At 61.3% G+C, this 13,299-nt stretch carries 17 protein-coding genes; 2 read left to right on the forward strand and 15 right to left on the reverse strand.

The annotated features are described in order from the left end of the window. The first annotated feature begins 110 nt into the window (after positions 1-110). Both JK202_RS11800 and JK202_RS11805 read left to right on the forward strand, forming a co-directional pair. A complete protein-coding gene (locus JK202_RS11800; protein ID WP_211561296.1) occupies positions 111-464 on the forward strand; it encodes a hypothetical protein in 354 nt (117 codons plus the stop codon). A gap of 221 nt (positions 465-685) precedes the next feature. Beyond that, positions 686-1,279, forward strand: a complete 594-nt coding sequence (locus JK202_RS11805; protein WP_211561298.1) for a nuclease-related domain-containing protein — start codon at positions 686-688, stop codon at positions 1,277-1,279. Between the two features lie 12 nt (positions 1,280-1,291). On the opposite strand, the gene JK202_RS11810 is transcribed toward JK202_RS11805, so the two are convergent. From JK202_RS11810 to JK202_RS11880, 15 genes are all read right to left on the reverse strand, one after another. Continuing rightward, a complete protein-coding gene (locus JK202_RS11810) occupies positions 1,292-1,657 on the reverse strand; it encodes a hypothetical protein (RefSeq protein WP_062028013.1) in 366 nt (121 codons plus the stop codon). 67 nt (positions 1,658-1,724) lie between these two features. Beyond that, complete coding sequence (locus JK202_RS11815; RefSeq protein WP_062028015.1) at positions 1,725-2,120, reverse strand: hypothetical protein; 396 nt, start codon at positions 2,118-2,120, stop codon at positions 1,725-1,727. Next, positions 2,120-2,491, reverse strand: a complete 372-nt coding sequence (locus tag JK202_RS11820) for an ABC transporter substrate-binding protein (protein WP_211561299.1) — start codon at positions 2,489-2,491, stop codon at positions 2,120-2,122. The genes JK202_RS11815 and JK202_RS11820 overlap by 1 nt, the downstream gene beginning before the upstream one ends. A gap of 86 nt (positions 2,492-2,577) precedes the next feature. Then, positions 2,578-3,075, reverse strand: a complete 498-nt coding sequence (locus JK202_RS11825; protein WP_211561300.1) for a MucR family transcriptional regulator — start codon at positions 3,073-3,075, stop codon at positions 2,578-2,580. A gap of 282 nt (positions 3,076-3,357) precedes the next feature. Next, positions 3,358-5,406, reverse strand: coding sequence for an ATP-dependent helicase (locus JK202_RS11830; protein WP_211561301.1), 2,049 nt, complete (start codon positions 5,404-5,406; stop codon positions 3,358-3,360). Next, positions 5,403-6,074 carry a hypothetical protein gene (locus JK202_RS11835; RefSeq protein WP_064275723.1) on the reverse strand — a complete coding sequence of 224 codons (672 nt, stop codon included), beginning with the start codon at positions 6,072-6,074 and terminating at the stop codon, positions 5,403-5,405. Before JK202_RS11835 ends, JK202_RS11830 begins: the two co-directional genes overlap by 4 nt. Further along, complete coding sequence (locus JK202_RS11840) at positions 6,071-7,051, reverse strand: DUF3991 and TOPRIM domain-containing protein (protein ID WP_211509050.1); 981 nt, start codon at positions 7,049-7,051, stop codon at positions 6,071-6,073. Before JK202_RS11840 ends, JK202_RS11835 begins: the two co-directional genes overlap by 4 nt. A gap of 743 nt (positions 7,052-7,794) precedes the next feature. Beyond that, positions 7,795-8,016: a hypothetical protein gene (locus JK202_RS11845; protein WP_016738684.1), complete on the reverse strand. Its 222-nt coding sequence runs from the start codon at positions 8,014-8,016 to the stop codon at positions 7,795-7,797. Positions 8,017-8,108: 92 nt separating this feature from the next. Further along, complete coding sequence (gene ssb, locus JK202_RS11850; RefSeq protein WP_211561302.1) at positions 8,109-8,459, reverse strand: single-stranded DNA-binding protein; 351 nt, start codon at positions 8,457-8,459, stop codon at positions 8,109-8,111. 26 nt (positions 8,460-8,485) lie between these two features. Beyond that, positions 8,486-9,007: a hypothetical protein gene (locus JK202_RS11855; RefSeq protein ID WP_211561303.1), complete on the reverse strand. Its 522-nt coding sequence runs from the start codon at positions 9,005-9,007 to the stop codon at positions 8,486-8,488. After that, positions 9,004-9,354 (reverse strand): hypothetical protein, encoded by a 351-nt coding sequence (locus tag JK202_RS11860; RefSeq protein WP_194258238.1) that lies wholly within the window; start codon positions 9,352-9,354, stop codon positions 9,004-9,006. Before JK202_RS11860 ends, JK202_RS11855 begins: the two co-directional genes overlap by 4 nt. Before the next feature lie 54 nt (positions 9,355-9,408). Then, a complete protein-coding gene (locus tag JK202_RS16435) occupies positions 9,409-9,537 on the reverse strand; it encodes a hypothetical protein (protein WP_263595676.1) in 129 nt (42 codons plus the stop codon). A gap of 196 nt (positions 9,538-9,733) precedes the next feature. Further along, the gene (locus tag JK202_RS11870; protein WP_211561305.1) at positions 9,734-10,141 is read right to left on the reverse strand and encodes a hypothetical protein; all 408 of its coding nucleotides are present in this window, start codon (positions 10,139-10,141) and stop codon (positions 9,734-9,736) included. Between the two features lie 71 nt (positions 10,142-10,212). Continuing rightward, complete coding sequence (locus JK202_RS11875) at positions 10,213-10,893, reverse strand: LPD29 domain-containing protein (protein ID WP_211561307.1); 681 nt, start codon at positions 10,891-10,893, stop codon at positions 10,213-10,215. Between the two features lie 188 nt (positions 10,894-11,081). Then, complete coding sequence (locus JK202_RS11880; RefSeq protein ID WP_211561309.1) at positions 11,082-12,944, reverse strand: ParB/RepB/Spo0J family partition protein; 1,863 nt, start codon at positions 12,942-12,944, stop codon at positions 11,082-11,084. Positions 12,945-13,299: the final 355 nt, after the last annotated feature.

Below are 13,299 nucleotides of genomic sequence, written 5' to 3' on the forward strand. Positions count from 1 at the left end.
TTGCCCCTTCCCTGCCTGTCCCCACCAGCAACTCCTCTAACCTTCATCTGTTTCTATGGATGTTCAACGATCCGGCCTCGCCGGAGCCTATTGAGAAACAGGATGCTTTTATGAAAACTTCCCTGATGATTGCCGCTGCTGCCGGACTTCTGGGAACAACACTTGCTTCCGCCCAGGCAGAGCCGGGTGGATGCCTCAAGTACGGTGCCGCAGGCGCCGTAGGTGGCCATGTTGCCAACCATCATGGTGTTCTGGGCGCCACGGGCGGATGCATCACCGGTATGTACGTCCGACATGAATATCGGAAGGAAGCACGTCAGAAGGCGGCGCTTTATGACAAGGATCATCCAGGAGCCAAAGGCTCTTATGAAGAGAAGGCCACGGCCTATGACGTGGAGCATTCCACAAAGCCGGGTCAGATGAATGGGACTGCTGCCGAAGCGCCGAACGGTCAACCGCAGTAAAAGCCACTCTCCCGTATAGGATCAGAAAGGCCGGGCTTTGCCCCGGCTTTTTTTGTCTTCTTTTTCTGCTTTGGCGCTGCTGGATGAGTTTCTGGGTACCTGTCCATAAGAGCGCTGTCCCTCAGCGTATAAGTCGCAGGCCGAACGCCTAGTCTTACCCTCAGTACAGATACAGGGAAGAACAGGATGACGACTTATTCTCACAAACGGGAATACCACCAGTGGTTCGCCTGAGGCTGAGACCCCGGGGTGGGCCTTCGCGCGTTGAGCGGAGCGACAACGCGCACGCGGCCTGGAAGAGCCTTCAGGCAGAACTCAAAGGTGCGAAAGGCGAAGACAGGATCCGCACCCTCCTGAACGAACTGGGACAGCCCAGTCTCCACGACGTTCATCTACCTAAAGCCTCGGGGGAAGGCACAACCCAGATCGACCATCTCGTTCTTTTGCCCCGTGCCCTCATGGTCATCGAGACCAAGCACTATGCGGGCCATCTGAGCGGGCATCCAAATGACGAATACTGGCGCCAACGTTTAGGCAAAGAAGAAGAGGGCCGGCTGATCTACAGCCCTCTTCGCCAGAATGCGGGCCATTGCGCAGCCGTCCGCGCTGTGACGTCACAGGCCTGTCTGGATGTGGAGATCCTGAATCGCGTGGTCCTGACAGGACGCGCTAGCGTCAGCCCGGCCCTTCAGGCCAGTGTCAGAACCCCGGACGCCCTCGCCGACGAACTGCGACACAACTGCGGAGAGGCGTCAGGACTGATGATGGGCTTGTGGCAGAGGATCGTGCGCGTCGCCCATCACACAAAGAATTAAGCGCGCAACGCCTTATTCCACGGCAATACCGATGGCGGCCGCTGTATACCGGGTTGTCGGAAGGATCCTGACCACCACCTCCCCGCTAACGTCGGAGAGATAGAGAAGCCCGTCTTTCGGGCAGCCCAGAGGGCGCCCATCAGGATCGAGCACCAGGCGAAGGCTGGTGATCGGGCTGACTTCATAAACATGATGCTCGTCCCAGGAGACGAACGCATGAATCCGCCCTTTTTCGACCACCGTATGCAGCGTTCCCGGGAGAATCCCTCGGGTTTTCTGCTTCAAACGCTCTGACATGAACTGACCAACAGCCTCTTTCTGCCGCTCGGTCAGGCTCTCATATGTGCAGGGGGCGGGATAGATCGGTTCACCAGTCACGCGGCCAGTCCTTCCTTGCTGAGATGGATAAGGAAAGCGCCAGAGGGGCCTCCCTTATCGGGACAGGTCAGTGTTTTGCCGACGCCTGGCGTTGCTCGTCAATAAAGTCCGTGACGTCTTTCAGGACGCCATCCGGAATTTCCTCGCCGTCATCAAGATCGACTTCCAGACCTTCAGCCGGTGCCTCCGTGCTGCCAGCAGACAGGCCCAGGCAGAGATCCGGATCTTCGGGATCGTAATCGACCCGCACAGCCCATCCATCCGACAAAAAGACGAAATCGCTGAGCAGGCCGTCATCCTCTAGATCGTCGTCATCCTCAGCCTCATCGGCATCTGACGGCAGATCGGAGGCCTTGCAGACACCCGCATACAGGCCAGGAAAGGCCGTGTTCAGCGCATCCACAATCTGCTGGGTCTGCGGACGGAACGGTCCTGCCTTTGAAACCGGCATCACATCGCTCATCAGTTCAGCTTCCAGCACAAAGAGGACACATGCTGACTGAAGGTCAGACGCGTATTGCCGTTGTGATCGCCGATCAGCTCGCACCGCACCCATTTTGACGGGGAGGTCCGATCCACGAATTTCTCAAGGGTCAGGATATTACCTTCTTCGCCAGCCGACGTGCGAAGGACGTAGCCGGCATCGAGCAGTGTCTGAAGACTTTCGGGAATGGCGGCAAAAGACGTGGACACGGAGGCCGCGTGGCCTTTGGATGTCGGTGTCGGAGGCGCAAACCCCATGCTCCCAAGCGCGGGATCGAGGGCCATGGCTGGCGAAAGGGCAGCGGCCATGAGGCCGGCTGCCAGGGCGAGAGAAGAAAGAAGGCGGGTCACGGTCTGTCCTTGCGGTTCATGGGATCTGAAAAGATCGATTTACCCCGCAAAGGTAAAGACCGCTTCTGCGACTTCCTAAAAGAGACTCAGCCCTTTGCAGGGCGTCCGCGACGCTTCTCCGGGATTTTCCGCACGGGCACCTCAGGCTCGGTCTCTTCGGGCTCAGGTGTAGGCTGGCTCCGACCACCCTTCGCGGTCCCAAGACCGATCTGATGAGCCAGCTCGGTCCGATGCCGTGAATATCCTGGCGCCGTCATGGGATAGTTGGACGGCAGTCCCCATTTTGAGCGGTACTCATCCGGGGTGAGATTATAGACGCTCTTGAGATGGCGCTTGAGCATCTTCAGCTTCTTTCCGTCTTCGAGACAGATGATGTAGTCCTCGAACACGGACCGCTTCGGATGGACGGCCGGGACCAGCTCGACCGGCTCTGGCTCGGGCGCCTGACCCGCCGATGCAAGGGCTGCATGGACAGTTCGGATCAGGCCGGGAAGCTGCTCTGCCGGTACCTCGTGAGCACTGACATAGCTTTCGACAATATCGGCGGTTAGATGACGGAAGTCTGTTTCGATGTTTGTGGTCATTTCAAATGCCTTCTTCAAATTTTGACTGTGTAGAATGTCTATCTTTAGGCGAGATAACCTGACAGGTCACTGCGGTCGCGTTGTTCTCGCCATGGGAGCGGGCGCAACACCTCGTCCCAAATGACGATGTTCAGAACAATAGTGTGTATCGCCCTTTGTTCCGGTGAACCCGAAAGCTGCGCCCTTCCCGCAAACCTCGCAGTCATAAAGCCAGCCAGACTTCGTCCTGGGCCGCTGAGAGATGTAAGGCCTGTCGTCAGGACTGTGATGATCGGACATCCCTTAAAACCCCATGGCATCAAGAGCGGCCGCCGTGTGCCGGAACCGGCCCCCTGTCTCTCTCTTCTTCGATTGCCCCTGCTGGCGCAGCCAGCCCGTCACGCGATGCTCGGCTGGGATTTCCTCAATGAAGCCTGACGGCCTCGCTGAAACACCCTGACGATAGCCGACACTGCTGATCGTGGCCTGCTGCATGGCACGGGTCAGCGACACATAAGCCAGACGGCGCTCTTCCTCATAATTGCGCTCGCCCATCCCCGGAAAGACTGTCTCCTCCCAGGCTGGCAGGAAGACGTGGGGAAACTCCAGACCTTTGGCCCGATGCATGGTCATGAGCTGCACCCGGTCGCGTCCGCGCTCATTCGGTGAGGCCGTGGCCAGGGCTGCGTGCTCCAGAAGATCCTGAAGCCGGGTAAAGCCCTCGGCCAGCCCGACCAGCTCGGACAGGTTCTGCAAGGCCGTCTCCCCCTCTTCGGATGCGGCCTCCCGCCACATCGTATAATAGCCCGTCTCTTTTAGGAGCGTATCGAGACGATCGCAAAGCCGCATGTCCGGGATCTGCCCGATCCGGGAGATCGTCTCACGGAAGGCAAGCAGGCTGTCACGCACCTTGGCGGGAAGCGTTGCCGTGGTGACGGCCGCACACAGGCTGAGGCCGCGATCCTGAGCCTCCTGCTCGATCTGGCCAAGCGCCTTGGCGCCAAGGCCTCGCCTGGGCACATTGGCCACGCGCCGGAACGCCTCATCGGACTGGCGACTGTCCGGACAGGCCGCCAGCATCAGGAAAGCGAGCGCGTCCTTCACCACGGCGCGGTGGTAAAACCCGACGTCGCCAATAATCTCGTAAGGGATGCGCGCCTTGAGCAGCGCTTCTTCCAGAGAGCGGGACAAACGGTTGATCCGGTAGATCATCGCCATGTCATGCCAGGCCACGCCCTCAGCCGCACGACGTCCCATCTCGGCTGCAATCGCGTCAGCCTCATCTGACGCATAATCATAGCTCAGCACCTCGATCTTCTGACCGTCGCCCTTCTGGGTAAACAGCGTCTTCGGGATCCGGCCCGGGTCTCGCGCGATGATGGCGTTGGCGGCCTGGAGGATATGATGCGTGGAGCGGAAGTTCTCTTCGAGCTTGAAAAATCTGGCCCCGTCAAACTCACGAACGAAGTTCCGGATGAAGCCAATTTTGGCCCCACGCCAGGAATATATTGACTGCGAGTCATCACCTACGCAGAAGAGTTCCCGTGAGTATTCAGACATATAGGTGAGCCACAGCATCTGTGCACGGTTCACGTCCTGAAACTCATCGGCCATCACGGACGTGAAGCGCTGCGACCACCTGTCACGGTAGAATCGGTCGTTCATCAGTGCAAGCGTTGGCCACATCAGCAGGTCCGAGAAATCGGCGGCATTCTGCTCGCGCAGGGTCGCCTGATAGATCTGGTAAAGCCGGACAGCAAACTCCCAGCCTTCAACATCGACCATCTGACGCGCTGCACGGCGGCGCTCGATCAGCCCGCGCACCCAGGCCGGTGCGGCCTCAGGTGTCACGAGGTTCTCCTTCAGATGCCCGATCCGCTCGCCCATCTTTTTGACCTGCCGGACGTCACACTTCTTGCCTGTGTCCGGTTCGGGCACAGTCTCCGGGTCCATGGCCTTCATGAGACGACGGATCAGCGCCGTGGCATCATCTGCGTCGCGGATGTCAAAGCCCGGGTGCAACTGCGCCACCTCAGGCTCCGCCCGGAGCTGCCGCGCGCCGAGGCCGTGAAAGGTGCCAAGCCAGAATGGAGCCTGTCCCTCGCCTAAGACGCTCGTGATGCGCTCGCGCATTTCCTGAGCAGCCTTGTTGGTAAAGGTCACACACAGGATCTGTGACGGGCGCATCCCATACATCTGAATCCGGCAGGCCACACCAGCCGTAAGCGTCTTTGTTTTTCCCGTTCCCGCCCCAGCCAGCACCAGCACGCGGCCAAGCGCCATGGCGGCCTCACGCTGCACAGGGGTCAGCGGATCCAGTACGGGTGCGAGGGTTTGGGGATAGACGCTCATGCGGGCACCTGCTCAACCGGATAGACTTCAGACGCCACCGGATCCTCGACGGCCACGACATTGCTGCTGTCAGTAAAGAGGGTCAGCGGATGATAGAGATTGAAGCCCTCATGAGGGCCGTCCCAACGCCCGGCAATGACGAGGGCCAGGGCGCGGTTCAGGCCGCTGCCCAGCCACACAAGCTGATGCGGGACCGGCATCTCCGGCGCTTCCGGATCCGTACAGCCGAGGCGGCGCGCATGATCCATCCAGATCGCAGAGGCCTTTTCATGGCCCAGCATGTTGAAGGTCAGGCCGCTCTTGAGAACCATCTGGTCGATATGCTGGCGGGCCGCAGAGCGGGTGTCGTTATACATCATGACGTCCTCAAAAGCCTTGGGGCAGGCTGACAAAGTTAGCGTTGGGAGTTCAGGTCCGTTCAGACGGACGATCGTGGACTTGCGGGTGAAGACGATCAGCTCGCCGTCGCGGTCCCAGGCGTCATTCAGGCGATCACCGCCGATCACGACACCCTGCACCAGACCCTCGGGCGTCTGCGCCTCACAGAAGACTTCAGGGGCAGAAGATCCCACCCCGGCACGCTTCCAGACTTTCATGGCCTCTGCGTCCTGCCGCCACAGGATCAGGGTGATGGCCTGCCAGCTCAGACGGGATTTACTCTGTTTCATGCGGCCACGTCCTGACGGGCGCGGCGCTGCAGGACCGCGTTCCAGTCCTTGTCCGTGGCACTCGGCGAGTAGCGCAGGGGTTTCAGCCCGGCCTCACGGATCATGGGCGCATAGATTTCTTCGTAACGGTCGCCCTGGGCATCGCTGTCCACGGCAATCATGACACGGCCGCCAGCCTCAAGGGTGCCGAGAAGCGCACGAAACTCCTCCAGGGCGTCGGGGCTCATGCCGCCACCTGTTGAGACATACAGGCTGGGTTCGAAATTGAACGGGTCCATGGCTGCATAGGACAGCACGTCGATGGCAGACTCACCGATGACCAGACGAACGGGCGTTTCCCCTTTTTCGCCAGTCCTCATCCGAAAGAGCATCTTGCCACCGCCGCCCGAGGAAAAGCCGCGATAGTCCGGCCCGCGCATCTCCATGCCGGTCAGCTCGCCTGCGTTGTTGCTATGGGCGAACCAGGCCGTGCCCTTCATGCCTTCCCGCAGGAGGCCCTGCTGGATTGCGAGACGAAGGATGCTCTCCGGCAAGGCGCGGTCGCGGGTTAGATAGGTCCAGGCGGCAGACCCCGGATGGGGCGCCTGACGGTTCTTCCACATATATTTCGGATCACGCGCGGGCTTGCGCTCCTTCGGTTCCGCCACGTACTCGGCCCCGCTCGGCGTCAGGCCCAGCATTCCACGGAGTTCCACGCGCGCGTTGCCAAGGGACATGCCCGGATTGAGGAACCGGACCAGGTCGATGACCGAGCCTTTGACGATCGAAGAGGAATTGTGCGGATCCCACCAGCCCTTGCCGCCGTGGGTCACGATGATGCTCTCGCCCTTCTGGCGACGAAAGCGCATGTGACGGGCGGAACTTTCGGACCGGGCGAACCTGTAACCGGCCTGTTCCAGAACAACGATGCAACTGATCTCGTCACGAAACTTCTGGAGTTCGTCGTTCATCTGCTGAGGCGAGTTCTGGTAAGCCATGACGGAAAATCCTCCCGAGCGTCCGTTACTTTCGATCTTTGGAAAGTATAGTAAATTACCGTCACAATATCCACTGAATACAACGGAATACCGTGCAATATATTTACTTGTTTGATTGAAATAGTTCTTGCGTCCAGAGCGACAAAAACCAGTTTTTCTTGTTCGTCCTGCGGGGGTGTCGGGGGCAGCGCAGCCCCCGGTGTTGCCGCTGAAAGGAGATGTGTGGAGACGTTTTTCTCGTCCCGTCCTGCCAGGAACACGACAGTTGCGGGCCGAGGGTGTCAGGACCGGAAGACTGCGGATCGGCAAAAGCGGGTTGCGGGCAGCGCGGGACACCGTCCTGCGATGAACGCGGCCCTCTTTTGACGAAAGACGCGGTCGGGAGCCCGAAGGGTTGTCTTGAGACCCTCGGTCCGTGACTGTCACACTGATCGCATGACGGCGAGGTCGGAACACAGCTCCGTGCCACCCCGCTAGGGGTGGTTGAAGCGGCAACGTCTGATGGTTCGGCATGAACGGATCCTTCAAGAAGTGTCACCAGTCTGCACGCGCCATCTGCGACTGATGCCCCCGGCCTCAGCTTTTTTTCGAAGGCCCTGTGTCGGCCATCCCGTCTTCGTCCTTCTTCGTCTGCCCTTTCTGTCGTTCCAGTTCCTCCAATGTGCGTCTCACGGCCTGTGAGAACCGCGTTTTTCCGTCCCAGAAACGGCGTGAATACGCGCGGCGGTCCACCGTCGCCGTCCTCATGCCACACCTTCCGGACGATCAAGGCTGTCCAGGAGCTTCTCGTGTGACCGACGGCGCAGGGTCGCGGCCTTGCGGCGGAAACCGGCCGTCAGGCGCGATGGCAGCATGAGGGACTGATCCGTGTCTTCCAGGAGCACGGCCTCTGCCATAAGGCGGACGCTCAGGGCGCGCGCCTGACTGCGAGGGACTGTGAGGGGAGCGGGCGTCGAATAGAACATAAAACCTCCTGAGACCCGCCTCTGTCAGGAAGCGGGTATAAAAAGACCGGCTCCAGGGCCGGTTTGCGTGCGTGTTTCGAAGAAAGAGGACGTCAGCGTCCTGTGTCGGTGAGGATCCTCACATCCCCGTCCTGGGCGCTCACGACGATCTCGGTCTCAGGAGGCGCCTGATCTGTGCGGGGACGGGGTTCGTAAGCGCCGCGTACGAACACGAGCTGGCCCTTGCGGGCGCGTCGCTCCAGAATATCTGTCAGAAAGTCGTTGTGGCAGACGATCCTGTGCCACACGGTCTGCGGGAGGCGGCGGCCGGTGTGCGGGTCGGTCCGGTGGCTGTCCGTCGCCAGACGGAAGAAGGCCACACGGTGTCCGTCCTGCCCCGTGCGGATCTCGGGATCCGCGCCAAGGTTGCCAATGACGATGGCAAGGCTGAGGGTCTGAGCCATTGCTCTGTCCTTTTCTCTGGCCCGTGTCAGAAAAGCTCAGCCTGCACGGGCGCGGCAGGGAGAGGCTGGTGTTCGGATGGCAGGGAGATCCTGAAGCGCTGTGCCAGACGGGCCAGATCGGCCCGGTCGCGTGCCTCCTGCTCGGCGGCAAGGGCGCGCGTGTAAGCGTCGATCAGCCCGCTGCCGATGATGCGGTTGCGGATGTCACGTTCGACGTCCGCCCAGGTCCAGGCCGGATCGCCGTAACAGCCGTACAGGACGATGCCGCGCAGGAAGCCCAGACGCGCCTGTGTCGTGGAGAACTGCGCGCCCCAGAAGCCGTGGATGTCGAAATGGGCGATATGCCCGAACATCTGGCTCAGGCGGTTGTACAGTGTGCGGTTCCACGCGCTCTGCGGAAACCCGCGCGCGATGAAGGACAGGAGCGCGTTCCCGATTTTCGCTTTCTCGGCTGTGTCACTGAACTGCGTTGCGGTGAGGCCCTGAGGCCCGATCGGCGGCCGCCGCAGGGACGGGCACGCAATGGACGCTGGCTCCAGGCCGTTCATGACCGCACCTCGCGGGCGAGCATGGCCTCGACCTGAGTGAGGTAGGCTTTGAACGGCGTCTCTTCAGGAATCACTCTGATCCACTGCTCGGTGCCCAGAGATCCTTTCCAGCGGGCGTCGCAGAAGCCCTCGGGATGATCGCTCCCACGCTCGGGTGTCACTGACACAAGAAAGGAGGCCTCCGGATAGTCGCCGCGCAGGCGCGTGCCGTACTCGGCAACGGCCGCCCGGATCCCGGCAAGATCAGGCGCCTCGATCCGGGTCTTTCTGTAACGGCCCGGAGATGAACAGGAGATTAAGCTCCCGTGAGAGGCCGCAGGAATAGCAGCCAAGGTGTATGTCGGCATGGTAATCTCCACACAGGACAGCGCCGCCCGTGAGGGCGGCTGATCTCGGATCGGTCAGAGAAAGGCGGGAAGCACCACCACCAGAACGATGAAGGCTGCGAACAGCGCTGCACCTCCTACGAAGCCCGCGACTTCGAGCCATTCTGTGCGGTTGCGGGGACGCAGATCGGAAAAGTCGGCCATGTCATTCTCCTGTTTTCTTTCATGACCTCTTCCGGCGACCGCAGCGGAGACTGGCTGGCAAAGGCGCTGCAACGCAGCGGGATCGGACGACCCGCAGCGCAGCGAGGACACGGCCGACCCACCCTTTGCCAGACAGGCTCCGGTGTGGTGCCTGCCCTCTCCTTTTTCCCCTTCCCCCTTTTTCTTTTCCCGTCTCCTACTGCGCGAGATTGGCGACCTGCCGCGCCAGGCGGGCACAGAGCGCGCGCGTGACGGGATCGTCCTCGTCCACGATGGCCCCGGTCAGAACCGGCAGAAGGCGGCGCGCTTCAGGGGCGGAGAGGTCCAGATGCCAGCACGCCCCGATCTGTGTGGCGACCGCATCGCGCTGATCGACCGGGCGCACGGAGACCGAGACCTCATTGCCGTCCACGTTTTCGGGTTCGAGAACGGCGTTCTGACCGTCTGGCAGGCGAACAGGGCGCAGGCCGCTCATGTTCGGCTCGTCAGCCGTCGCGTCCAGCACGAGCTGACCGGCTGCCTCGGCCGTCTCGGCCTCAACCTGAAAGGTGACGCGATCGGAGAGAAGCTGGCGCTCGCTGAGCGTCACAGTAAAAACAGGCATGTCGGGCTCCAGAAATGGAAAAGGCCGCCCCGGAGCGGGCGACCTTGAAGGGCGGACGAAAAAAGAGAGGCTCAGTCGCTCACAAATTCGGAGCTGCCGAACACGTCCTGCCAGGGGCTGTTGCTGGTCAGGTGACAGTCAGACTGCCAGTCGTAATATCCGGACTTGAACCGCGAGGTGATGGCCTGGAGGGTTTCGGTCGCCGTCTCGTCCAGATCCGCCTCGGTCCGCACGGTCACACTGCCGTAGTGGCTCTTGCGGACGGAAAACTTCACCTTCGGGAAAGCCTTCTTCAGCATCCGGCGGATGTTTTTGGCCGCCAGCGTGCCGCTACTGTCATCGCCCTGCTCCAGATGGGCATAGTCCGGATTGACGCGGAGTGCTGCGACCTCGGCGGCATGTTCGGCTTTCGCGCGCGCTTCGGCTGCCACCTTCTCGGCCTCAACCTCTTCGGCATGGGTGCGGAGGAAGGCGATCTCCTCAGCGCTTGCCAGTTTCTTGTCGGCTTCGATCCGCCACTGAACACCGCGCAGAATGGCCTCGGGCAGACGACGGGAGATCGAGCCACAGGCAAAGACGATGTCGTAGGACGCGCTCCCGCCCGACACGATGGCCCCGCCACGCGACAGGGACCGGACGGTGGTCGGGCTTTCCTTGCCGTAAACAGCCATGACGATCCCGGCTCCCCGGCTGTAGAGATGGGTGTAAACGCGGGTGCCAACCTGAATGGGCGCGAGTGAGGGGACGAACATCGTCTGATCCTTTTCCTTTGGATTTTCGTGATGTCTTCTCCAGCGTCAGCGCGGGACGGCCGGGTCAAAAGCGGCGCGTGCGCCGGCACCGGAGGCGGCGAAGCCGGTGAGGAGCCACCTTTTGACCCGGACGGAGCGCGATGGCAGCGCCCCTCCCCTCCTTTCCTCTTCTTTTCCCTCTCCCTGCTTCAGGCCACGACAACGATTTCGAGATGGTCCCGCATGAACTGCATGGCCTCGGTATGCTCCGACGGCTCGGGCTCGGGCGCTTGCAGAGAGAAGGTCTCTTCTGAGTCCGGCTCCGTCACTGGCACGACAGGGCCGTTCGGCAGGTTGGCCTCATCATCGGCTGCTCCATCGAAATCATCCTCAGGCATCTCGTCCAGGTCCTCGTCGTCCACCACGCTTTCCAGCTCGCGGATCTTCTGCTGTTTTTTCTTCTGCTTTTGCGCCCAGACGTCCTGCGCCTGCGCAAAGGACGCCACCTCGGGCAGCCAATGGCCCTCCCCGACATGATTCATGAGGGCCGCACGCATCTCCTTGCCGGTGTTCTGCGGCGCAAGCCCTTCTGCCTGCACAGCCTTGGTAATGCCGGGCTTGCTGTAGCATTTGAGGAACGCCTCAAAGGCCATGCTCGGCATCTTCTGGTCGGCTCCGAACAGGACGCCCACGAGCTGCGCGGGCAGACCGCTGCCGCTGTGCATCGACACATCGCAGTTCAGGATGCTTTGCAGGACGCTTACGGCATGGCGGCGGATCAGCTTCTCGTCACGAACAAGGCTGCCCTCGGGGAACAGGTCAGCCGTTGCGAGCGTGCGCGCGGTTGGCTCTGACCAGTTGTTTCCACTGGCATCTCCATGGACACGCACATTCTCGGCTTCCAGCGCCAGCAGAAGGGCTGCGATCAGCTCCCATGGATCGGCCGTCTCAGCCACCTCGCCGAGGGCTTCGCGCAAGGCGACGGTGCGGATCTCGCCGATCATCTTGTGGCCGGTCCCGGAAACGTCGGGTCGTTCCTTGGGGGCCTCGGGCTCTGCGGGTCCGTTCGCGTGGCTTTGCGTGAAGGCAACAGATGGGCGGCAGCGTTCTTCTACGATCTTCAGGGTCCGGGGATTAAGGCCGTAGCCCATGACCTCACCTTCATGTGTCGCCATCCAGGTGCCCATGGTGATGAAACCTTCGGGCGCACGGACGTATCCGTACTCGTCCGAGACCAGGATAATGGACGTTTCGGGCCGCTCATTGTCCAGCCACTCCTGCTGCGCTGCCGCGTAAGCCGTGGCATCGAGCGTGTAGCGGCTGTCCGTTCCGGGCTCGGCAAACAGATCTTCCATCCAGACAATCTTGTGCTTGCGGGCAAGATCGTCGCCAAACCGGGCGTTGCGGGCGTACCATTCCTTCTGTTCAAGATTCCGGGCAAGTGCGCCCCAGGCCACGGTGTCCTCCGGATCTTCCGCCTTCACTCGATACTCGGCCGGATCCTCGTCGTCTTCCACGCTTTCGGAAAACATTTCCGCCCATGCGGCACGCTGCTCGTCCAGAGAGGCCTGCGCGATGATCTTGCGCTGCCGCTCATCAGGGCCTCGGCCCAGGGCGATGGCATCCAGAATAGGCGGGTGCAGCTTCGCCAGAAGGCTGAGACGCTTGAGATAGCTCGGCGTGACCATGAGCGCTGCGCAGACCTGCGGATCTGTATAGCCAAGCTGCTCGCGCAGGCGGGTGACGCTGTTCCACTGCTCCGGCTCCGTCATGTCCAGACGGACGAAGTTCTCGCTGACAGCGGCCAGTGCATCGAGGTCTTCACTCTGATCCCCGACATACACGTCGATTTCAGGAACACCCGCATAGATGGCGCCTTCCGTCCGACGGTGGCCTGCCACGATCATCAGGCGTCCGTCTTCCAGTTCCCGGACGGCCGGGGGATGGAGGATACCAATCGCCTTGATGTTGAGCGCGAGTTTGCGCAGTTCTTCAAGGCTTCCGATGGAAGAGCGCGGATTGTTCGGATTGGGCACAAGGGTTTTCGGATCAACGCGGCGAAGCTCGGCCATGGGACGCTCTTTCTATAATTTTTCAGATGTCCCTCCCGCGTCACGGGCCAGCCAGCCGCGCAAGGCCGCGCGAAGCGCGCCCGGCCAGAGCCTTGCGCGGCTGGCTGGTTCGTGACAGCCCCGCCTTTCCTCCTACTCCTTGCTGCTTTTCCTCTCCCTTACTGTGTCCATTCCGGACACAGTAAGGGCAGCATCAGGCGGCCTCTGCGGCCACGGCCTGATCTTCCAGCGCTGCCTTTGCCTCGGCTGCTTCAGCCTCTTCCGCGTCCTTACTGCGCTGCGTATCGGCTGCCAGATCCGCCTCAAGGGCCGCCATGGCCTCGCGCTTCTCCTGCAACAAAGCCGCCTCCGGGAA

Origin of the sequence: Gluconobacter sp. Dm-62, assembly GCF_018256155.1 — a bacterium.
GTDB lineage: Bacteria > Pseudomonadota > Alphaproteobacteria > Acetobacterales > Acetobacteraceae > Gluconobacter.